We start from the raw sequence: 23654 nt of genomic DNA on the forward strand, positions 1-23654 counted from the left end.
CTGATAATTATTTCAGGCAGGATTTTGCTGAAAGGTTTCACGTAAGCGTTTTTTGTCGGTTTTGCCGACGGCAGTAAGCGGCAGGCTATCAACAATGCATACCTGATCAGGCAGTTTGTAATGAGCAATACCCAGATTGAGCAGATGGCGTTTCAGGCTCAGAGCAGTTAAGTGCTGATTCTGTGACACAATAAATGCACAGCTTTTTTCACCAAAACGTTCATCCGTAATAGCCACCAGTGCAGCTTCGGTAACATCAGGATGGGTAATCATCAGTTTCTCAATTTCTTCAGCAGCAATTTTTTCGCCACCGCGGTTAATCTGATCTTTAACCCGTCCCACCACTTTCAAATATCCGTTGCTGTTACGCTGTACCAAATCACCTGAATAATAAAAACCTTCTGTATCGAAAGCCTGTGCATTGTGTTCAGGGCTCTGGTAGTAACCGCGAAAAGTATAGGGACCGCGTGTTTTCAGCATACCTGTTTCTCCGGCAGGCACTTCGTCACCGTTTTCATCCACCACTTTTACTTCATCATCCGGGCTGATAGGACGCCCCTGTGTGGTGACAATAAGCTCTTCGCTATCATCCAGCCGCGTATAGTTCACCAGTCCTTCCGCCATCCCGAATACTTGCTGCAACTGACAGCCGAAAACATTTAATACTTGTCGTGCCACTGATTCCGGGAAACTGGCACCGCCTACCTGAATTAATTGTAGTGAGTGCAGCTTTTCCAGTTGCTCAGGTGCCTGCTGTAACCACATAGATACGGCACTGGGTACAAGCGAAGCCATGGTCACCTGATGCTGTTTAATCAGGCTGAAACAGCTCAGAGGTTCGGGGCTTGCCGCCATTACTACACATCCGCCGGCATGAAATACACCCAGAGCACCGGGTGAGCTCAGCATATAATTATGTGCTGCCGGCATGGCACAGAGTAATCGGGTATGCTGATTCAGAGCGCAGATTTCGGCACTGGCACGCACGCTGTAATCATAATCATTGTGCGTACGCGGAATAAGTTTTGGTGTACCGGTACTGCCGCCGGAAAGCTGGAAAAAAGCCACTTCATCTGCCGGCGTAGCAGCATAATGGCAGATATCAGAATGCGCAGTGGTATACCAGTCCGGCAGGCTTTCATCATCAGCAAAGGCATTGAGCATTAGAGTTAAAGCCGGCGCCAGCTGTAAAGCAGTCAGTTCATTCAGAAAATCATTTCCACTGAATACTTCATGATGGCGTGAGGCCACCAGCAGCCGGGGTTTAATCTGGCTGAAAAAACTCTTTAATTCATGCTGACGATGATTAAACAGTGCATTCAAAGGCACAATACCGGCTTTCAGCAGAGCAAAAAAGACAATATAAAATTCGGCAATATTAGGTAGCTGCACCAGTGCAGTATCACCTATACCAAAGCCCTGTGCGCTCAGTCGGGCTGCCAGATTATCGGAAAGCTGATTTAACTGCGCATAACTGAAATGCCGTTCACCACAGATAATGGCAGTTGACTGCGGAAACTGTCTGGCAGTTTGTGTCAGCACGCGGGTTAACGGCTGATCCAGCCAGTAACCTTTCTGGCGGTATTTCCGGGCTAAATCTTCAGGCCAGTGTGTATAGCTAATCATCTTATCAGCCTTTTTTCTATCTGTTAAACCAGCTGAATCAGAAAAAAATATTGATTAATCAAAATAAATTGAATCATCCAACATTTTTCTGATGGTCTGTTCAGGGTTGCTAATTACGGTTTGCTGTCGTGATAAATTTTAGTTAAATGAAACTAGTAATCATTTTCATTTACCTGTATCATCGTCAAAAATCGTAAATTTGTCAACAGAGTAAAGAAATAATGTGTGAACTTACTTCAATGCAGTCTGCATGCTGGTTTGGGCGTGTACATGACGCCATGCTTGGTGGTGTAGCTGCGCATCTGTATACCGAATTCAATGGCACTCAGCTGGATTTAGACAGGCTCAGGCAGGCAATTGAATGTCTGTACCGGCGGCATGAGCTGTTACGTTTGCAACTGAATGCTGAAGGTGAAGTAAGAATCAGAGATACACCACCGCAAAATGTATTGGAAATAGATAATTTTTTACATTTATCTGAGGCACAGCAGCAACAGAAACTTGAAGACAAACGCCGACAATGGACACATCAGCAACTCAGTCTGGATGAAGGACAGACAGTGCGTTTTTCTGTCAGCCTTCTGGGTAATCAGGTTTTCCGCCTGCATATAGATGCCGATATGATTGCTGTTGATCCTTCCAGCTTCCGGATTCTGATGGAGGATCTGGCTCAGTTTTACGCAGACAGTACCGTCTGTCTGCCTTCACCGCCATCTTTTTATGACTGGCGCAACAGGATTCAGCAGGATCTGTACCAGCGCCAACAGCAACAGCGTGCTCGCCAGTGGTGGCTGTCACGCATGGATACTATCGCACCTGCGCCTGCTTTACCTTTAAAGCAACCAACCCCGGCCGGAGCACAAAGCACACGCTTAAGTGCAATTATCGGTGTAGAGCAGGCATTGCTGTTGCGCCAGTTTGCCCGTCAGCAGCGGTTAACCTTTTCTGCTCTGATACTGGGGTTGTTTGCCTATACATTGGGCAAGGTCACCCATGATCGTGCTTACCGGCTTAATGTGCCGTTTTTCTGGCGGGAACCGCTTTTGCCTCATATTAACCGAACCATTGGTGATTTTGCTGATTTGGTGCTGTTAAATGTTGATATGACTGAAACGCCTGATCTGGAAACTTTTTGCCGGCGTCTGGCGACTGAATGGCGGCAATGTCTGGATCACCGGCAATTCAGTGGTGTCAATGTAATGCGGCGTTTGTCACGTCATCATGCTACGCCGCAAATCGCACCGGTAGTATTTACTGCCGCAGTTGATTTACCTGAAAAAAATCTGTTCTCATCCAAGGTACATGAATATTTTGGCAGTATGGACTGGTGTATTTCACAGGGGCCGCAGGTGGCACTGGATGCACAGTTTGTGCAGCTAAATAATGATTTACTCATTAATTGGGATATTCGTCTGGATGCATTAGCCGATACATGGGTAAACGGACTATTTGAACGTTTTCTGACTCTGCTGAATACATTGATCGCGCAGCCGGAATATTTTTCACGCCCACTAACTGAATTGAATCAGTACCTGAATATTACGGAACCTGATGAAAAAGCCACCCCTTTAAACTCTCTGCAAAAATCTTATTTGTCCGGCCGAAGTACCGCTTTTGCGCTTGGCGGTGTGGCGATGCAGGAATTTCGCGAATATGCCGGAACACTGGATTTACCCGCATTCCGGCAGCGTCTGGCTGATATGGTACAGCATCATGCCAGCCTAAGAACCTATATTGATGTTAGGCGTTGTGTACAGTGGGTAAATCCGCAGGTAATTATTAATTTAACTGAAATCAATCTGTGTGGAGAAGAGTCGGCAGCAGCTACCGAAAAAATTGACAGTTTTCGCCGGCGTTATCAGCAGGAAATATTTGATTTACAGGAATCGCCGTGGGATATCACACTTTTTCAGTTATCCGCACAGCAGTTTATTGTCTTTGCGCGCTTTGATGCGCTGATTCTCGACGGACGGTCTATTGCAGCGCTGATGTGTGAGTTATTCACGGATACGGAGCTGAAAGAGGCGCCACTGCTGTCTGAAAACAGGCAGCAACCGGATAGTCAGACTTATAACACAGCACTTGCCTACTGGCAGGCACAGTTGCAGCCTGTTACAAGCATCCCGCAATTACCCTGGAAACAGCCTTTAGCGACACTGGAAACTTCACCCTATCAGCGACAAAGCGCCGTATTGCCTGCACAGACATTCGATAAATTATGTCAGTCAGGTTTACGGCAGGGGCTCTTTAAAAATTCCTTATTGATGGCGTTGATTCTGGCGGTATTAAATCGCTGGCAGCAGACACCCGGCCTGCTGTCGGCAGCGGTACCGGTTTTGCCGCTGTATGAGGGTGAATTCTCCAATCAATCCACTTTTGTTGTGGTCTGCTGGTCATCTGCAACCGGATTTATCGAACAGGCGGCTAAGTTACAAAAGAGTATGCTGGACGGTTTGCAGCATCTGGCCTTTTCCGGTGTGGACTTGGCAAGATTACTATTTGAGCAGCATGGCGAGGCACCGGTTTTACCAATCGTTATTACTAATGGATTATCGTGGCCGGTATTACCGGCGGGTAGCGCAGTTCATTATGTTAACGGGTTAACTCAGACACCACAGGTAGCGATAGATATTCGCTTCATGCTCAGTGATGACGGCGCATTGCTGTTTAATATTGATTTTGCACAGGCTGCCATTGATGCAGCCATCATTCACGATTTTCTCGCAGTTCTGGTCAGCGTCTGTCAGCAACTGGCTGATCAGGGTCTGGAAAATATTGATTCTGTATTAAATCAGACATTATCCGGTATCACAATCAATCCGAATGGGCAGTGTGCTGATGCAGTTATCCGCCAAAGAGAACAATTAGAACATATTTACCGCGATACGCTGAATATCGAACAAACCATAGTTATTGAACATACCCGGCCATTCAGCCAGCTCGGATTACGCCCTTCGCATGTAAAAGAAATTACCAGCCGGATAAATCACAGTTTCAGACTGACTCTGAATCCGCGCCAGTTAATCGGCTGCCGCAATATGAAGGAAGTAGAACAACTGATCCGGGCAGAAATGGATTCAGTATGAAAGCATTACATGTTGTAAATATTTAAATATTTAACTTTTTGTACATAGGGACGGAAGAAACATGGATATAAAGCAAACGGATTTGGCAGGTATTGGGATTGGTCCTTTTAATCTGGGGCTGGCGGCATTATTATCTGGTCATTCAGAAGTCAATGCAGTATTTCTGGATAAAACGCCTACTTTTCACTGGCACGCTGGCCTATTATTGCCCGGTACCACATTGCAGGTACCCTTTCTGGCAGATCTGGTTACCATGGCTGATCCGTGTCATCCCTTAAGTTATCTTAATTACCTGTGTCAGCAGGGGCGCCTGTATCAGTTTTATTACTATGACCGTTTTCTGATTCCGCGTCAGGAATATGATGATTATTGTCGCTGGGCAGTACGCCAGTTGCCATCCTGTCATTTCGATGCCTGTGTCAAGGCAGTAAGTTATGATTATCGTCAGGAAAGATTTATTCTCGAAAGTGAATCTGCATCCGGAGACAGACAAATTTTTTCCAGTAAAGATATTGCTGTTGGTGTGGGTACCAAACCTTACCATCCTGAGTGGCTGAAAAATACCAGTCACCCGCTGATACAGCATTCAGCGCAATTTACCTATATGCAGAAACAATTGCAGGAATGTAAACAGGTTACCGTGGTTGGGGCTGGGCAAAGTGCCGCTGAATGTGTGCTGGCTCTTTATCGCGCATTGCAGCCGGAACAAATCCGGGCAGGCGCGTCAATCCGCTGGATTACCCGTTCTGCCGGTTTTCATCCGATGGAGTTTTCTAAACTGGGACAGGAATGCTTTACTCCGGTATATATGCGTTATTTCCAGACACTGACACCGCAGAAACGGCGCGAAGTCAGTGCCGGTCAGGGGCAGCTTTATAAAGGGATCAGCTTTGCCACCATTGGCGATATTTATGATTTATTGTACGAACGAACCATTGCTGGTGCACCGGCAGGGCTGACACTGTTTTCTAATTGTGATGTGCAGTCGGTAGAAATACTGCCTTCCGGCGTAATTAATATGACCTGTCTGCATACCCAGCTTAATCAGCAACAAACCATTCAGACAGATGCAATTGTGGCAGCCACCGGCTACCATCATCAGTGGCCGCAATGGTTTGAAGAGCTGAAAGGCAGTGTTCTGCAAACAGATGAGCGCAATGACTATCTGGTTAATGAAGACTTTGCCGCTGTACGCTGCGATAGCGGTAAAGGGCGGATTTTTATTCAGAATGCCGAAATCGCCAAGCAGGGGGTTGGTTCACCTGATCTGGGTATGGGCGCAACCAGAAATGGTGTGATTATTAATCAGCTTCTGGGCAGGCAATATTACCGGGTACCGGAATACTCGGCCTTTCAGCAATACGGATTACCGCAATAAACTGCTGCTTATAAAAAATCGCCCGAAAGGGCGATTTTTTAACAGGCCGGAAATTTTTAAAAATCATACGAACCGGATAAAAGGAAAGTTCTCGGTGCACCTAAAGACAGATTGGACAGGCGCGGCATGCCCCAATATGCTTTGTTGGTTACGTTCTTCACTTCTGCGCGCAACGTAAACGGATGGCCGGATACTTTGGCATTGTAGCGGGCGCCAATATCAAATACGGTATGACCGGGTACCGATAAACTGTTTTCCTGATTCAGATATTGTTTCGATACAGCTGTCGCATTGGCAGAAAGAGTAACAATGCCGGCTGCGGCTTTAATATCCCATTCTGCACCCAGCTTACCCTGTAGTTTAGCCACACCCGTAGCGATATTGCCTTCATTGGCATGTTTTGCCAGTTTAGTCAGCTCCGGTTTAATGTAGCTGGCACCGCCTATCAGACGTACTGTCTCAATCGGCGAGGCTATAAACGTCCATTCAATGCCGCGGTTACGCTGCTGACCGCCGGATGTAAACTCATTGGTTCTCAGATCAGTATAACTATTGGGTTTTTTAATTTCAAATATGCTTAAAGAATTAACCAGATTGCCGTAATCCCATTTTACCCCCAGCTCAGTCTGCTTGGTTTTATACGGTGGAAACACCTTGGGATAGTTCTTTGCTGTAACGGGGGCTGAATCACCTTTGCTTAAACCCTCAATATAATTGCCGTAAAGTGATACATGATCTGTGGCTTTAAACAGAAGAGCCACTCCCGGAGTCAATGCGTGTTTTTTGTATTCAGTTAAAACAGGTTTACCCATCAGACTCAGATTATCACTTTTGACTTCCTGATAGCGCAGGCCTAAAGTCAGCTGCAGTCTGTCCTCCATGAACGACATAATATCGGCCATCCCATAGCTTCTGAGCTGCAGTGAGCTTCTGGAAATTGGCGGAACATTAAAAGGTACAGAACCACACCATACCGGATCATACATATTGGTGGTACAGGTGGCCGATGGAATACTTCTGACGCCGAAATCATGCTGATTATGCTTGTAATAGGTAGTGTTAATTACCCATTGATGATTTACCGGACCAGTATCAAACTGACCTTTAAAGCCCACATCTGCTGATTTCTTGTCCAGATCAAATGCCAGCTGCGCCATTATGGTCTGAATGGTGCCTTTGTTATCCAGTAAATTGGCTGAAGTAGCACCATTGTATTTATAATTGGTTTTACTGCGCCCGAAAGCCGCATAAGCAGTAATATTGTTTGTAATATCAAATTCACCGCGCACCATGGCTCCGCGGTCTTTATTGCTGACATAAGACCAGTCGGGGTTAATCAGCGTTTTCGGATTTGGCGGTGAGGGTACTTTCATATTTTTACCCAGATTGATACCACGTACCACTCCATCCACCTTGTCATTGGCCATATAGATATCGGCAGAAACCCGTGCACGGTCGCCGCGCCAGTCCAATCCGACTGAACCGAGCTGGGTTTTCAAGTCCTGTTTTCTTACAGGGCCGGAGCCATCCTGATAAACCCCGTTAACCCGGATCCCGAACTGTTTGTTCTGTCCGAACCGGCGGCTGGCATCAATGGTGCCGCCCCATTGTGAATCAGACATATAGGTAGGCGTTATCCGCAGCAATGGTTCATTACCTGCGCGCTTGGATACCAGATTAACTGTGCCGGCAACAGAACCGGCAGGCGGCATACCGTTTAACAGTGCGGACGGTCCTTTCAATACCTCAATGCGTGAAAACATGGCCGGCGGTGTACGGTAATAGGGGGCAATACCAAATAAACCATTCATCGACATATCGTTGGTGTCGGACTGAAAGCCGCGGATATAGTAATTTTCACTCCAGCCGCCGATAGCGCCATTGGTAAATACCGAAGGGTCAGTAGCAGCAATGACATCAGTGACATTTCTTGCCTGAGAATCCTCAACGAATTTATTGGTATAGCTAACGGTATTAAATGGCGTTTCCATCGCAGTTTTATTGCCAAGAAAGCCAAGACGGCTGTCTTTAGCCACAAAACCGCCGGAGTAAGTTGTTTTTCCGCCTGCTTCCACCACCACATCAGCCAGAACAGCTTCACCAGTGGATTGAGTATTCTCGGTAGCTGTTTTTTTCACTGCAGGTTTGGCTTTATCATCAGCCGGTTTCGCATATATAACCGGAGTGTAAAGCAGCATGGCGCTGGCAATACTCAATATCAGCGCTTTGGGTGAGGAAGTGAACGGATGCAGAAAATTTTTGCTTCGGTGTCTGACCGCAGGCAAAGCCTCTTGCCTGCGGTGATGTGCGTGTTTACCCATAGATTTCTCCTTGTTAACTAAACTCACGCAATACATTTAACGGATGGATTTATTGGTAGGGTCTGGTTTTCTTATTTATACAGCTTATTATTCTGCTGTAATTAAAACAAAGTTATTGATAGCCTTTCATCACATCCTGCATAAGCAGGCGCATCGAAGTAGGGCTGGCTCCGGTGGTATACCATGCATCGGCATCCACAAAAACTACCCGGTTGTTTTTCCATGCTTTGGTAGCGCGTAATAACGGATTAGTTACCTGTGCAGCGCTAATCACCGGCTGATGCTCCATAACTGAGGTACGGTCAATAATGTACAGAATGTCCGGATCAGCCCGTTTAATAAATTCACTGGAAATCGGCTGTCCGTGCAGGCTGGTGCTGAGATCATTACTGGCCGGTTTGACACCCAGATCACTGAAAACGAAGCCATAGCGTGAATCCACCCCATAATTACTGAAAGAGCCATTGTTATAGAGTACTACCAGCGCTTTTTCCGGCCGGTCTTTAGTCACGGCACGAACTTTACTGACTTCCGTATCCAGCTCAGCAACCTTGGTGCGGGCTAAATCTTCACGGTTAAAAATCTTACCCAGAGTCAGCAGATGATTTTTAATGGTGTCCAGATGCCCGTGTTCGCTGTTATTGAAATTGATCTCATAATAGAGCGTAGGTGCAATCTGCGTCAGTTCCTGATAATGGTCTTTCTGAATCGGAGTCATTAAAATCAAATCAGGTTTCAGAGTATGGATACGTTCCATATTCGGCTGCACAATACCGCCTAAATCGGCAATATCATCATGATTCTGTTTGTATTTATCCAGAAAATGCGGAATAAAATCCTTGGGCATTCCGGCTACAGGCACATTTAACTGATCCAGAAAGTCCACTTCATTCATATCCATTGCGGCTACACGCTGCGGAATGTGATCAATTGTAGTCGTACCAAGCTGATGCTTGATAATAAGCGGCTCACTACGCTTCTGTACCGCAGACGAAGACGCAGAAACCGGCTTTTTATCACAGCCGGATATGGTCACCATTGTTGCTACTGCAATCAGCCCTAGCAGACTGACAGCACATTTTTTGAGTTTCCCGTTCATATTTTACCTTTCGACTTTTGAAAATACTGACAGACATAACCATGTTTATTGTGACTAATTTCAAAATCCAGCTCATACAGTTCACTCAGGCGTTCTTCAGTAATGACTTCCTGAGCAGGACCGCTGAAACTTAACTGTCCCTGTTTTAATGCGACAATATAATCTGAATAATTTGCAGTAAAATTAATATCATGCACCACCATAATGACAGTTTTCCGCTGTTCTTCACTCAGACGCCGGATTGCTGCCATAATTTGTACTGCATGATTCATATCCAGATTGTTTAAAGGTTCATCCAGCAGCAAAATCTTGGTTTCCTGAGCAATAGTCATCGCCAGAAAAGCCATTTGCCGCAGCCCGCCGCTCAATTCATCTATATACGCATCACGCAGGGCACTGAGCCCCAGAAAATCGATTGCCTCGTCCATAACCTGATGGTCTCTGGCTGAGAGCACCCCGTGCCCGTAGGGAAAACGGCCGAACGACACCAGCTCCTTAACCGTCAGCCGCAAACCGAAATAAGGAGATTGCCGTAGTGTCGCGACCAGACGGGCATAATCAGCAATGCGGATGCCGGCAATATCCTGCTTATCAAACAGAATATTGCCTTTAGTCGGCGAAAGCAGCCGTGCCAGAATCATCAGCAGAGTGGATTTCCCTGCACCATTGGGGCCAATCAATGCAATCACCTGTTGCATTGGCAGTTCCAGATTAATATTGTTCAGCACCGGCCGATGACCATATACTTTGGAAATATTCTGAATAGAAATCATGCCATTCCTCGATGACGGACAATAAGCAGCAGAAAATACACCCCGCAAATCAGATTAATTAAGATACTGACTGTCGTTTTATAATTAAACACATGTTCCACCAGAATCTGAGCAATCAGAAACACCGCAATAGCTACCGCACTGGCAAATAACAGAATCCGTTTATGCTGATAATGGCCGGCGAAAGCATAAGCCATATTGGCAATAAATACCCCCATAAAGGCAGTCGGACCAACCAGACTGGTCGAAACAGCGACCAGTACAGCAATCAGACCGAATCCCCAGCGCACATAACGGGCATAATCGACACCAAGCGAAACAGACTGTTCCTCTCCCAGAGCCATCACATCCAGAGTAGTCAGATACGGATATCCCACCAGTCCTACAGCCAGCATGGCGACAAAAGCATATAAAAGCGTCTGCGTTTCGGAATGATTAAAAGATGCATAATTAATTCCCTGAAAAACAGAAAATTCGCCCGGGCTGATTTTAAGGACAATAAACTGCGTTAATGTGGTGATAACCATAGTCAGCACCATACCGAACAAAAGCAATAACCACAGACTGTGGCGTGCACGCGGCAGCAGATAATGATGAATAAGCCACGAATAAAACAGCATTAATCCGACTGAAGCAAAAAAATTCCCGTTCAGACCCAGCAGCCCCAGACTGCTTTGTCCCAGAAAGAACAGCAGCAAGACCTGCCAGAACAGATATACTGCCTCATAACCCATAATTGCCGGAGTCAGAATCCGGTTAGTTACCAGCGTCTGAAACACCACAGACGAAACCGCAATACAAATACCTGCCAGCAAAATAGTAGCCAGACGCAGTAATCGCTTGGGCAGCACATATTCAAAATCAAGACCGGAATCAAACAGCATAAAAAATACTGCCAGTCCGGCAATACAGGCGCAAAGCAGCCAGAATTTGCGATTCATCATCGTAGCCCCCGTAAAATTAGCAGCAAAAAGACAATGCCGCCAACCGCACCGGCAGTAAGGCCAATAGGTATTTCAAAGGGGTAGATCAGCAAACGGCCGGTAATATCACATCCCAGCAGCAGGCATGCCCCGCCCAGCGCGACAACGGGTAAAGTTCTGGCTAAATGTTCACCATATTTAATCGCCACCAGATTCGGAATCACCAGACCAATAAAAGGAATAGAACCAACCGTAATCACCGTAGCCGCAACAGTAACTGATACCAGCATCAATCCAATAGCCACAGTCGTTTTATAGCTTACGCCCAGACTGGCAGCCATCTGCTGCCCCATACCCACTACAGTAAACCGGTTGGCAAATACATAACTCAGAATAATTACCGGCACAAGCACATACAGCAATTCATAATGCCCCTGCACCACACGGGAAAAATCACCCAGCAGCCAGCCCTGAACATTTTGTAAAAGATTATTTTTATAGGCATAAAACTCAGCTGCAGCACTTAAAACACAGCCATACATCAGCCCGATTACCGGAATCAGCACAATCTGCTGATAGCGGATTCTGGCAATAATCCAGATGTAAATCAGTCCGGCAACAAAGCAGAACAGCAGAGCTGCCAGCATCTTACTCAGCACACCGGCAGAGGGAAGCAGTACCAGCGAAACCAGAATGCCGAGTTTGGCTGCATCCAGCCCGCCGGCTGTTTCCGGCTCCACAAATTTATTGCGGACAATATGTTGCAGAATCACACCACCGATAGAAAGCCCCATACCTGTGAGCACAATCGCAATCAGACGGGGAAAGCGGCTGGCTTTGACAGTTAACCAGTCAGCATCAGAACCGGACAGCAGACCTGTCCATGAAACCGGATCAGTGCCTACCAGCAAAGACACAATACATAAAACAATAAATACACTGATCAGAATACGGTACATCAGTGATATATCCTGCTACAGCGATGACTGATTACAGCCGTTGTCACAAAGTCATCACCATATAAAACCGCAAGCCGGCAAGCTAAATTTTGCTCCCGCATCGGCTGATACAGACTCAGCATTGATTCTCCTCAGGAAGTGCTTTTTATGTCGATCCGCTGCTTATGCTGCTGGTTTACAGCATAAATCAAAATATTAAATAAAATTAAAAACAATTAAAGTTGATGAAAATGAAAATCAATTGTATTATCATTTTAAATGTATTGTAAAGTATTATTAATAAAAATAAAAATTCTGACTCTGATAAACAGAGCAGGCAGGTAGCACAAATCTCTTCCGATGTTAATTTAAGTTAACTGGTTAAATAATTATGACCAGAATGAGTAAAGACAGTCATGAATAACTGATACGGCAAGAGATGATTAATAATATGTTAACGTTAAATACAGATTCTGCTCCTTCTATCGCAAATGAGCACGAAGAATTTATCTGGATGCAGCAATTGCAGGAACCGGAGCAGGTGAAATATCAACTGGCGGTGTGGCAGGTAAACCCATATCCGGATTTAACCATACTGCATAAAAGCATTGTGCATTTGCTGGAAATCCATACAGACTTAAATGTTCGCTATCAATTTACCGATGACGGAGATTTATATAAATATCCCGATGCTGATTTCTCAGCTTGTATCCAAACAGAGCAAATACAGGAAAAACAGCTTATTACCCTTCTGGCGCAACTAATGCAGCAGTCATGGCAGCCGGAAACAACGCCCCCCTTTCTGGTTACAGTAATCAGCACAGAAAACAAAGTTTTTCTGGCTTTGCGTTTACATCCGATATTGGCTCAGCAATTTACTCTGGATGATTTAATTCAGGAAATTCAAACCGCTTACACTGGTATTACCGGAGCACCGCATCAGCTCGAATTATTGCCTTTAGATTTAACTGTACTGAATATACCGGCAACACCGGCTCAGCCTGCAAATACAGAATCGCTGCCAGACATCATTCTGGCAGAATTCAGAAATACACTGGCAGAGCCCGATATGACTGCCGACGATGATTTTTTTGATTTTGGCGGACATTCACTACTGGCAACACGGGTGATTGGTAATTTACAAAAAAATCATGGTATTAAATTGAATTTTAATGATTTTTTTAAATCGCCTACGGCAGGTGCACTGGCAAAAATTGCCCGTCAGCAGCAGCCGGCAGTATCCGCAGCCGAAGTACAGCCGGATCAGAGTGCGCCATTAACACTGGCACAGGATTTTCTATGGCAGGCATACAGTGCCTTTGATTTCAGCCCTATTTACAATTTACCGTTTGCCATAGAATTTCAGCAGCCGGTCAATGAAGAAATCCTGCATCAGGCATTTAATGATTTAATCATACGCCATATCGGCTTGCGTACCCTGTTTAAAACCGATAAACAGCAAACCAGACAATATACAGTTCCCGTAGCCGAACTTAACCAATATAAATGGTTCTGGCCGGTCAGCGACAGCCATGGAGTAACACTGTCCAGTGAAGCGGCGTATAAATTTGATCTTACTCGTGAACTGCCTCTCAGAATCCGGCTGTTAACAGCAGATAACGGCAACACAGTTTTATCGTTTCTGGTACATCACATGGTAATAGATGAATGGTCTTTAAATACCATCATGACTGATCTGAGCCATGCTTATGCCGCACGGCTGCAAGGGCAGGCACCGGTATGGGCAAATACCGTACCCGCTATTCATGAATTTGCACGCAGACAGCAGCAAAACGGTATTAACCGTCAGCATCTTGACTACTGGCGCAGCCGCTTACAAGGAGCAAAAAAAGGCTTAACCCTGAACACAGATACCATTACCTTGCCGGAAAATACTGCTCCGCAGGTGAAATGGCTGGAAATCAGATTTGATTCTGCTTTTCATCAGCATATTTCCGCATTTGCCAAACTTCATCATGCTTCAATATTCAGCGTGTTTTATACCGCTATTGCCACCATACTGCAAAAAGAGGGTAATTTAGACGAAATCGTCATCGGCACCTCAGCATCCGGCCGTACTGATCCCAATTATTTTGATACCGTTGGCTACTTCACAACCATGGTTGCCCATCGTACCCGTTTTACCCCACAGCAATCATTTACCGCATTGCTGGCAGACACCAGTGAACAAATCAACGAATCCATGGATTATGCCGATATTCCGATTAACTATATTCAGCAGGCTTTAGGTATTCCTGATAACGAAGGATTAATGTTTGATGTTTATATTCACATTCATTCAAACAATGCCTTAAATGGTCAGCTAAACACAGCCCGGGGTGCCATACCTTACCGGCAGATATTACCAGAGCGCAATGAATCCATGTTTGGGCTGCACTTCGAAATTATGGAAAATCAGATTAACAATCAGTACAGCCTGAGCATGATTATTACCTATCAGGCACATCGTTATCCGACTGTACTGGTCGAGAGAATAGCCACAGAAGTGCAGCAGCTGTTAAATGATCTGGCTAAACAGGCATCGGCATAAAGATTCAGATAAACAAAGTACTTAAAATTTTTAAGTACTTTGTTTAATGATTTCCGGCAAATATTATTCAGGCATCCTCCTGCTTATCTCATTCACCACATCCTGTATTGTTTTACAGCGTAGCAAAACAGCCGTATCCAGCCGGATACCAAACTGTTGTGTAAGCTTGTCTGAGAGCATAATTAACTGTTTCAGACGCATACCAGTATTCAGAATTTCAGTTCGGGCAGAAATATTCACGGCATTTTCTGCTGTCTGGGGCAGGCATTCACGAAAAATAGCCAGAATATCATCAGTTACAGCCAGTTCTTGTGTCGCTGTCACTTTGACCTGTGGCGGCGTAGCCTGATACAGGCGTTCCTGTGCCATCTGCTGTATCAGTTTACGGTCTACTTTAACATTACGGGTTAGCGGAATTTCTTCAATCATCAGCCATCTGGTCGGAATATGTGATTTCGGTAAATCAGCCATCAAGCATGTTTTCAAAGCATTAATATCCGCATCGGGCTGATTAGCCGGCAACGTATACACCGCCACCAGTTCATGCATTTGTGTTACCGGGTGAGTACAGCACACCACCAGACTGTCCTGAAAATAGCCGGATTTAGCCAGTGCAGCCTCAACCTCGGCCGCAGAAATTCTCACACCTTTTATTTTCAGATAACCTTCAGTACGTCCTGCAAAAATAATATTGCCATCATCTCGCATATACCCCAAATCACTCATGCGAAAAGCAATTTTTTCTTCATCACATCCCAGAGAGACAAAATCCCCGGTTTGCAACTGACCATTGAGCAAATAACCGTTAGACAGATTCACGCCCGACATATACATTCGCCCCACCTCACCAATAGCACATGGCTGTAACTGCTCATCCAGAATATAATATCGGTTATGTGCCAGTGCTTTACCATAAGGAATCACATCAATATCTTCAGCAGTGATTTCATGCCATATACTCCAGATAGTTGTTTCCGTCGGACCGCCTAACGAAAACAAGCGCGCCTGTGGCAGTTGCCGGCGCAAAAACTGAATCAGACCCGGCTTAATATAATCACCCCCTTGTGCAATCAGGCGCAAAGACTGCAATTGTTCTTTACTGGCAACGCTGCACAGCATATCCACAATAGCCGGAACACTTACCCAGATACTAATATTATGAGCTGTCAGTAATTCCGCCCATGACATTGCATCCTTAGCCTGTGCCGCAGTAGGAATAACCAGAGAAGCACCAAGAGCCATTGCCCCAAAAACATCAAAAACCGACATATCATGATGAAAGGGCGTTACAGCCATCAATACATCATCCTGATTAGCCTGCCACCGGTTGATGGTTTGTCCGAGTACATTGGCAGTAGCCAGATTATTCAGTACCACACATTTCGGCGTTCCCGTACTGCCGGAAGTATATAAATAATAGGCTGCTTCAGTATTCAGCTGATAGCAGCATTCCGGATGATTGAAACCCTGTGCAGTCAGAGCATCATCAATAAGTACATATTGCCGGCCGGTTACCGGCGTTTTGCTAATTACCAGATCCGTCAGACTATTAGACAGTAAATAATCTCGTCTGGCTTCTGGTGCATCCATATCAACCGGTAACCAGATAATACCCATCAGAGCACAGGCCAGAACCGCATAAACATGCTCAGCACTTTTAGGCAGACAAATTGCCACTACCGCACCGGCACGTAATTTTTTTTGTTGCAGTGCAGCCATTACCTGAGCCACATTTTTACCCAGCTGAACGTAACTGATTGCTTTACCATCATAGAACAAAGCAGTTTTATCTGGCGGATAATCAAACAGATTATGCCGGATAGAATCAAGAAAGCAGAATGCATCTGCCGCTATCTCATCGTATTTCCCGCGATACAGAAAACTATCCCGATTAGATTCCAAGTTATCCTGTTGCTGTAATTCAGAGCTGTCAGATTGCATATAAACTTTCTCCCATTTATTGTTGTCGGCTGCTACTCAAATGAGTAATGACAAAAAAAGAATTTCAAATAAATTACCGCACCGCAAAACATTTTATACAGAGTTAATCTTTTTTAAAAGATAATAATAATTATTTTCATTTATAAGAAAAATTATAATTTCAATTGTTTATCCAGATTATCGATAGTAATTTCGGGCAAATAATCATTCATCAAACTCAGTAGCGCAGCAATTGAACCGGGCACAGCCGGTAATGTTTATATAAAAAGTAATGCCATACGAAAAATAGCACCGGCAGGCACACATTCATCGATTAAATTAAATCATAATAAGAAAGATTTATTAATTAAATTGAATGACAAAATCTGGTTCAGGTATAATGATTTATCGTATTTTTCATAATAGGAAAATCGAAAAACATACCTAAAGTTATATAAAGAGTTATGAGAAGAAATATAAATATGTTTATCATAAAGCAAAGGATAATAAACATATAATTTATATAATGATATTGTTAAGAAAAAATTTCAATATGAAAAAATTTATTTTAAAAATTTCACTAATAATTTTATTATCTGTTAGTACTAATTATGCATATAGTTTTAATAATAGTTATTATAGGTTAATAGAAGACAGATTAACAGAACAGACAACTGAAAAAGAACATATAGAAGAAGTTTTCAGTAATTCAAATTTAATAATGAGTGAAGAAGAAAAAATCTATTTTTTAGGATGTGATTTCGAACATTCAGAAGAAAATAAACAAGAGATCAATAATCGATTAAATAAAAGTGATTTTTTTAGGAACTATAAAAATGAATTAAAAAAATATCATTTGACAGCAAATAACTTTAGTAAACTTTATTATAGAAATAATAATGACTCATTAGAAAATAATAGTGATTCATCAGACCTATGTAACGAATACAGTAATATTAATATTATACTGCTTGATAATAATGAATTGATGATACCTTATAAAAATCAATTGGTTTTCTTGCATCGTTTATCTAATGAGGATGAAAAAAAACTCAATGATTTTTATAACAATGAGAAATGCCTAGACATGCAAGAGAAAGAAGGAATGGTATTTATTAATGTTTGCTATTATCAAAACATGTCAATTTTAGATGTATATAATGCAATGAGTACAGATCCAGCATATATTTTTAGGGAGAAAATTGGAATAGGTGAAAATCGATCGGTAACTTATGAAGATAAGGCAGTTGATGTTGAGTATAAATGGAAAGGAAAGAATAAGTTAGAAATAATACAGCATTTTGAAGGCGGAGAGGCGTCTTACATTTTTAAACACAAAAAAAATGGGACAAAATTGACAACTATTGATTGTCCTGATTAATAAATAGATCATATCCGAGTCGTAACTATCTCCTGAAATAGTACAGTATAAAAGTAGAAAATTCTCTATGATATTTTTAAGAAAAATTTCAATATAAAAAAATTATCAATATATTGAGTTTTATTAAGTTTAAAAATCAGAAACGGGAACTTAGGTTAAAAGACTTGGCTGTCGTAAAATGTATACAAATGTATATTTTTAATAAATGACTGGACAATTATACAGAGATAGAGCTATGTGATTAAATACATAGTACGATGTTTTAGCCAAATTTCAATTGATGCTAACTATTATCCACATCGCTCATATTTTCAATACCATGCTATAAAGAAAGTTGAGAAAATTAACGCATGAAATACTTAATTTATCCAATTATTATCTGTTTTATCGTATTTGGGAATGTTAGCAATGCAATTGCAAATATTTCTAATGAAATTGCAAATACTAAAGAAATCGAACTCAAGCATTATAAAAAAATAAATTTACCTTATTCCTCTGCTGAATTAGAAAAATACTATTATTGGGGAGAAAATGGATTGCAATTGTCTCCTGATATGCCGTTTCCCCTCAGGTTCACTAACAAGGAGTTTTCATATAAACCTAAATTATTTGATTATCTCGCTAAAACGACATTCTATTTTCCTCTTTGTTATTTTTATTATAAAAATATTTTATATAAAGGCGTTATACAGATGGCGATAAGTGATAATGATGAAAAAATTTTTACTTTTCAAGTATATAGTTATAATGATCAAGGGGGGGTTATTGATGCAATATTACTTTATAAAGTTCAGAGAGGTGAAATATCATACTGGAATGACTTTATAATAAACCCAAATGGAAAAATTTTGATAACACAATATCAGCAAGTAAACCTTTTTGAAGATGATGAAGAGCCAAAAGATAATCAAATCGAGACCAAAATTGTAGAATTTCAAATGACGCCTTCTGGTATTTTTAACTCAGTAGAGAAGTAGATCATGAAAAAAACAATATATATAGCTGTAATAATAAATTTGTTTATTTATAATAGCTACGCAGAGCAATTTAATGTGGCAGAAAATTATAAAGGTAAATCTGATATTCAGTCATTAGATCTAATTCAACTAGAAAAAGATTGCACTGAACAAATTGATTTTTGGCAAATGACCAATTCTGAACGTGAAAAGATAAGAAAAAATTGTCCAATTAATCAAATTGCTTTCTACTTTCAGAATTTATATGAAACCATTAACAATAAAAAAAATATTTATAATTCTGAGAAGTTAAATCTTATTATTGAAAAAAACATTTCTACCAAAATAATTAATAATACTAAATACCCCGTAAAAGCGCTCAATTTATCCATGTTTAATAAAACAAAATTTATGGATAAAATTAATTTAGCCAAGAGTTATTATGATGTGGATGGTTATTATTGGTTAATCAATCAATATTATTACATTAGTGATGACGGAGATATTTATACATCATTATTAAAAGATATAGATGTTGATGTGAAGCCTATATTTTGGAAACATTATCAAATAGACAAAAAAAATTTTCATTTTAATCTTATAGATCTGCTGATCGATGATGGATATAAATATGAAATTATTTATCCAGATCATTTCAGAATTCTTGAGGGCTCATTAAAAGAAACACCTTATGAAATTGATAAAGTAAAAACATGCTATCAAAAAGAATATACGACAGGATGTAGTATTGATTCGTATCGGTTTTACCATAATATTTTATCTGAAAAAATTGAGATGTTGAAAGAAAAAGATACAAATAATAAAGAATCAATAGAAATAATCGATAAGCAAATTAATAAAAAGTGTTTATCAATATCAGAACCAAATGATCATTTTGAAGCAGAAAAATTTACTTACAACATAACAAAATGTTTAACCAGGCAATTAAAGAAAAAAATTAAAAAAATCGATCAAAGATTAGAGGTTTTATGATCTGAATTTTATGCATACTCAAAAGTTAATTATTAACTACAATAATTGAATAAAAAATCATTACTGGTTTTCGTACCCAAAAATAATAGAAAATATATGATGAATTTTTACAATTTAGTCATTTAATTATTGCAATTAATAAAAAATACAGAACAGGGACTATTCTTACTATTTGCGAAGGGTTAATAATTTAAATAAATAAATTATTTATATCTATTCCTATCCATGATAATTCCTCTGGATCTACATATCTATTCTGAGGATCAGAACATCATTGCGGTAGTAACCACTTATCAGCGTAATAATATAAGACAGATATAATCTGTTTTTGTATTTCTTTTAATGCTTTTTTATTTTTACAATCGTTAATTTTATAAATATCCGATCACTACAATTCAATAAAACATAATTTATACATGACTCATAAATCATTAACCCATCCTCAGAGATATCAGCATCGAACTTATTTACAGTCACTGATGGGTTTTTATGTTTGAATAAATACATTATTATCTTTTATCAAGTATTCGTTACCATTAAAATTGGCAATGATTTATAAATTCTCTTTAAGTCTAAATATTTTGTATTTATTAGATTTTCCGTTTAATGCAGAAGAGGCAATAGTATTAATTGCCATAAACCAGAAAAAATGCGTTAGTGACAATACTGCTAACTTCGTTTTCATTAATTAACGGGACAATTTCATTTTTTGGTGTCGTCATATAAGGATTTAGGTATTAAATAGTATTTTGTATTAGATACACTAACTTGCTACCAGCATCAGAAATAACCCTCATGCCTATTTATCGTAATCTGTACAGAAACCGATTTGCAGTATAAATATTTTTTAGCATAATTTAGTCACACCTAAAAATATCAGGCTTTAGTATAGTTCCGGGCAGTGAACAGAAACGATATTTGCCAGACATTAAATCGTTCATATACCTATGCGCTAAGTACAGAAAAACTGTAGCATTAGCTAGTGGAGATTAACGCCGTCAGATATGTTCAATAATTTTTTTAATGTATCGTAATCGTTGATCTTGAGGTTTTGAGGAGAAACGTTATCCAGCACTTTTGGTTTTTTTGGTTTTTGATTTTTTTCTGGGTTAATGTAAGCATAAACTTTTTTACCATCTGTAAAAAAGTAAAAGTAATCTATCTCTGCAAGGGGACCGTTGGTATCACAATCATGTATAATATCGACGATTGATCCTAGAAAAATCGGAATATCTTGAAATTTATCGGTATCGAGTTGTCGCTCGTTAATAAAAATCTGCTTCTCTTTGATTTTAATATAATCTGTTGTAGTAAGTCGGGAATAATCATGAGGGGCTATTTTTTCAAGTCTGAGAGGATCTTCTTTAAGACTGTATTGTTGCTGATTGTCAAAGAAGACTGAAAATAAAGGCCGGTGTAGTTCTCTTGGATTTTTAACATTCGATAGATCAATTGATTTATCTTTGTATAAACTATCTCCGTAGCACGGATCAGGAGGAGCTGTTTCATGGCGTATAAAATCATAAAGATCACCATTGTCAGCATAAACTTTATTATGATATACATATAAATCTTTGTACGCATTCAGGTAGGTCGCTTTGACTGGTGTAAAAGAATCTCCTATTCTAAGCCATATCAGCCCATCCTTTGTATCCATAGAATCACCTGACTGACTAGGATGCATTTCTGCTTTAGTAAATCCATCATATTTATTTTGCAGATTGAATTTTTCGGTAATATCTTTGTATCTTAAACCTGGATCAAATTTAGTCAGATAAAATGTATCATCATCATATAAGTAATGCTCTCTCTCATCATAAGATGACTGAAAAAAATGTGTTTGTGAGGGTGTGAGATGCGGAATTTTTTCTAATTTATCCCTTCGATTATCAAAGATATACACAGCATTATCATCTTTTAATAATACTTCATCACGAAAGTTGGTAATGATTTCCCAATTTCCTTGATGCGAAATTTTTTCTAGTTTATTATCCCTACTATAGTATACATACACATAATTATCATTTTCTAACAAATATTTATAGCCACCAAAGTCGAAAATGATTTCCATATTTCCTTTGAGCTCAGGTATTTTTTGTTTATAAGTTTCTTCCCATACTGCATAATAAGACGCATAATACCAATTGTCAGAAACCAGGAAAAAATGGTTAGCGACTGCTTTGCTAACCTCGTTTTCACTAAATAATGGCGTAAATTTATTTTCTTCGGCGTACTTTAAGGATTTAGGTATAAAATAATAATTTCCACTGGATAATATAAGTATATTTTTATTATCATCAGAAATAACTCGCATGCCTTTATCTGTAATATCCTTCAGGCGTACTTTTGATTGGGATACATAACTAATCTCGTTGCGATCCTTAACTGTTTCTTGCAGATATATACCGTCTTCTTCAACCAATAAATTGTAATGAGAAGAGTTTGTATCTGTATAACAATAACTTGCTTTTGCAAAGTCAATGAATACCAGATAGAAAATGAGTAGTATAATCTGCTGAATAAGATGTTTCATTGTCAATAATTTTTAAAATTATTAATATTAAATTAAATCATAACAAAATAAGATAAGAATATAAAGGACTGTTTTTATCTTAGCTTTAAAATATACAAAATTGCTTTATGTTCTACCGATAATTTGCTTTTATTCAAGATAGATAGCTTTATAGTTAAACTATAGTTCTAATTGTCCTAAACAGGACGGAAAACTGATTTCTGGTATAAGTATTTATTGATTTAACAAAACTTAGTCGCGCCTTAAAATATCAGGCTTTGGTGTAGTTCGGGTCAGTGAACAGAAACGATATTTGCCAGACATTAAATCGTTTATATACCTGTGCGCTGAGTACAGAAAAACTGTGTCATCAGCTAGCGGATATTAGCACTGTCGGATCTTTTTAAAACTAATCGTTTTTCTTTGCTGTTGGTACTAATATGTTCAGTAATTTTTTTAATGTATCGTAATCGTTTGCCTTGAGATTTCGAGGAGAAACGTTATGCAACACTTTTGGTTTTTGATTTTCTCTAGGATTGATATAAGCATAAACTTTTTTACCATCTGTAAAAAAGTAATCTTTTGCCTTGAGATTTCGACGAGAAACGTTATGCAACACTTTTGGTTTTTGATTTTCTCCAGGATTAATATAAGCATAAACTTTTTTACCATCTGTAAAAAAGTAATAATAGTCCTCTTTAGAATGGGATCGGATGCCTTCATCAATATCACCACCTACAGTAACATAACATGGAATTATAATATCGACAATTGAACCCAGAAAAATCGGAGCATCTTGAAATTTATCGGTATTGAGTTGTTGCCCGTCAATAAAAATTCGCTTCTCTCTGATTTCAATATCATCTTTTGTAGTAAGTAGTTTGAGATAGGCAGAAGGCTCTTTTTTTTCTAGTCTTCGTGAATTTTCTTCAAGACTATAGTATTGTTGATTGTCAAAGTACTCTGAAGATGAAATTTTGTGTAGTTCACCAGGATTTTTGACATTTGATATATCAATTGATCTATCTCTGTAGCTTGGATAAGAAGGATCAGCTTCATGGCGTATAAACCAATTAAGATAATCATTGTCATCAAATACTTTGTCATGATACACATATAAATCTTTGTACGCATTCAGATAGGTCGCTTTAACTGGTTTAAAAGAATTAAATATTTTAATCCATATCAGTCCATCCT

At 40.3% G+C, this 23654-nt stretch carries 15 protein-coding genes; 6 read left to right on the plus strand and 9 right to left on the minus strand.

The annotated features are described in order from the left end of the window. Positions 1-12: 12 nt before the first annotated feature. Complete coding sequence (locus tag H3U73_RS09180) at positions 13-1626, minus strand: (2,3-dihydroxybenzoyl)adenylate synthase (RefSeq protein WP_198190431.1); 1614 nt, start codon at positions 1624-1626, stop codon at positions 13-15. Between the two features lie 221 nt (positions 1627-1847). Between H3U73_RS09180 and H3U73_RS09185 the strand changes: the two genes are divergently transcribed. Together H3U73_RS09185 and basC are read left to right on the plus strand one after the other, a co-directional pair. Then, positions 1848-4712 (plus strand): condensation domain-containing protein, encoded by a 2865-nt coding sequence (locus tag H3U73_RS09185; RefSeq protein ID WP_198190432.1) that lies wholly within the window; start codon positions 1848-1850, stop codon positions 4710-4712. 61 nt (positions 4713-4773) lie between these two features. Further along, the gene (gene basC / locus H3U73_RS09190; protein WP_198190433.1) at positions 4774-6090 is read left to right on the plus strand and encodes a putative histamine N-monooxygenase; all 1317 of its coding nucleotides are present in this window, start codon (positions 4774-4776) and stop codon (positions 6088-6090) included. A 56-nt stretch (positions 6091-6146) separates the two neighbouring features. Here the strand turns inward: basC and H3U73_RS09195 are convergent, their stop codons facing one another. The 5 genes from H3U73_RS09195 to H3U73_RS09215 form a co-directional block, all read right to left on the minus strand. Next, the gene (locus tag H3U73_RS09195) at positions 6147-8411 is read right to left on the minus strand and encodes a TonB-dependent siderophore receptor (RefSeq protein WP_198190434.1); all 2265 of its coding nucleotides are present in this window, start codon (positions 8409-8411) and stop codon (positions 6147-6149) included. 112 nt (positions 8412-8523) lie between these two features. After that, positions 8524-9510, minus strand: coding sequence for a siderophore ABC transporter substrate-binding protein (locus tag H3U73_RS09200; RefSeq protein WP_037394172.1), 987 nt, complete (start codon positions 9508-9510; stop codon positions 8524-8526). Beyond that, complete coding sequence (locus H3U73_RS09205; RefSeq protein WP_084552618.1) at positions 9507-10283, minus strand: ABC transporter ATP-binding protein; 777 nt, start codon at positions 10281-10283, stop codon at positions 9507-9509. Before H3U73_RS09205 ends, H3U73_RS09200 begins: the two co-directional genes overlap by 4 nt. Then, on the minus strand, positions 10280-11227 hold the full coding sequence (locus tag H3U73_RS09210; RefSeq protein WP_025331567.1) for an iron chelate uptake ABC transporter family permease subunit: 948 nt from the start codon (positions 11225-11227) through the stop codon (positions 10280-10282). The genes H3U73_RS09205 and H3U73_RS09210 overlap by 4 nt, the downstream gene beginning before the upstream one ends. Continuing rightward, a complete protein-coding gene (locus tag H3U73_RS09215) occupies positions 11224-12165 on the minus strand; it encodes an ABC transporter permease (protein WP_037394177.1) in 942 nt (313 codons plus the stop codon). Before H3U73_RS09215 ends, H3U73_RS09210 begins: the two co-directional genes overlap by 4 nt. A gap of 430 nt (positions 12166-12595) precedes the next feature. Here H3U73_RS09215 and H3U73_RS09220 point away from each other — a divergent pair, with 430 nt between their 5' ends. After that, positions 12596-14695, plus strand: coding sequence for a condensation domain-containing protein (locus H3U73_RS09220; protein ID WP_198190435.1), 2100 nt, complete (start codon positions 12596-12598; stop codon positions 14693-14695). A gap of 63 nt (positions 14696-14758) precedes the next feature. On the opposite strand, the gene H3U73_RS09225 is transcribed toward H3U73_RS09220, so the two are convergent. Beyond that, positions 14759-16636: an AMP-binding protein gene (locus H3U73_RS09225; RefSeq protein WP_198190436.1), complete on the minus strand. Its 1878-nt coding sequence runs from the start codon at positions 16634-16636 to the stop codon at positions 14759-14761. Positions 16637-17168: 532 nt separating this feature from the next. Between H3U73_RS09225 and H3U73_RS09230 the strand changes: the two genes are divergently transcribed. From H3U73_RS09230 to H3U73_RS09240, 3 genes are all read left to right on the plus strand, one after another. Then, entirely contained in the window at positions 17169-17996 is an 828-nt protein-coding gene (locus H3U73_RS09230; RefSeq protein ID WP_143557974.1) for a hypothetical protein, read from the plus strand. A 350-nt stretch (positions 17997-18346) separates the two neighbouring features. After that, positions 18347-18973 carry a hypothetical protein gene (locus H3U73_RS09235; protein WP_084550672.1) on the plus strand — a complete coding sequence of 209 codons (627 nt, stop codon included), beginning with the start codon at positions 18347-18349 and terminating at the stop codon, positions 18971-18973. 3 nt (positions 18974-18976) lie between these two features. Further along, positions 18977-19945: a hypothetical protein gene (locus H3U73_RS09240; RefSeq protein WP_078474961.1), complete on the plus strand. Its 969-nt coding sequence runs from the start codon at positions 18977-18979 to the stop codon at positions 19943-19945. Between the two features lie 979 nt (positions 19946-20924). Here H3U73_RS09240 and H3U73_RS09245 read toward each other — a convergent pair. Further along, complete coding sequence (locus H3U73_RS09245) at positions 20925-22478, minus strand: hypothetical protein (RefSeq protein ID WP_078474962.1); 1554 nt, start codon at positions 22476-22478, stop codon at positions 20925-20927. 388 nt (positions 22479-22866) lie between these two features. Continuing rightward, positions 22867-23654 (minus strand): hypothetical protein (locus H3U73_RS09250; protein ID WP_198190437.1); only part of this gene is annotated, 788 nt, incomplete at its 5' end.

This window comes from Snodgrassella sp. W8124, assembly GCF_016100875.1.
Taxonomy (GTDB): domain Bacteria; phylum Pseudomonadota; class Gammaproteobacteria; order Burkholderiales; family Neisseriaceae; genus Snodgrassella; species Snodgrassella alvi.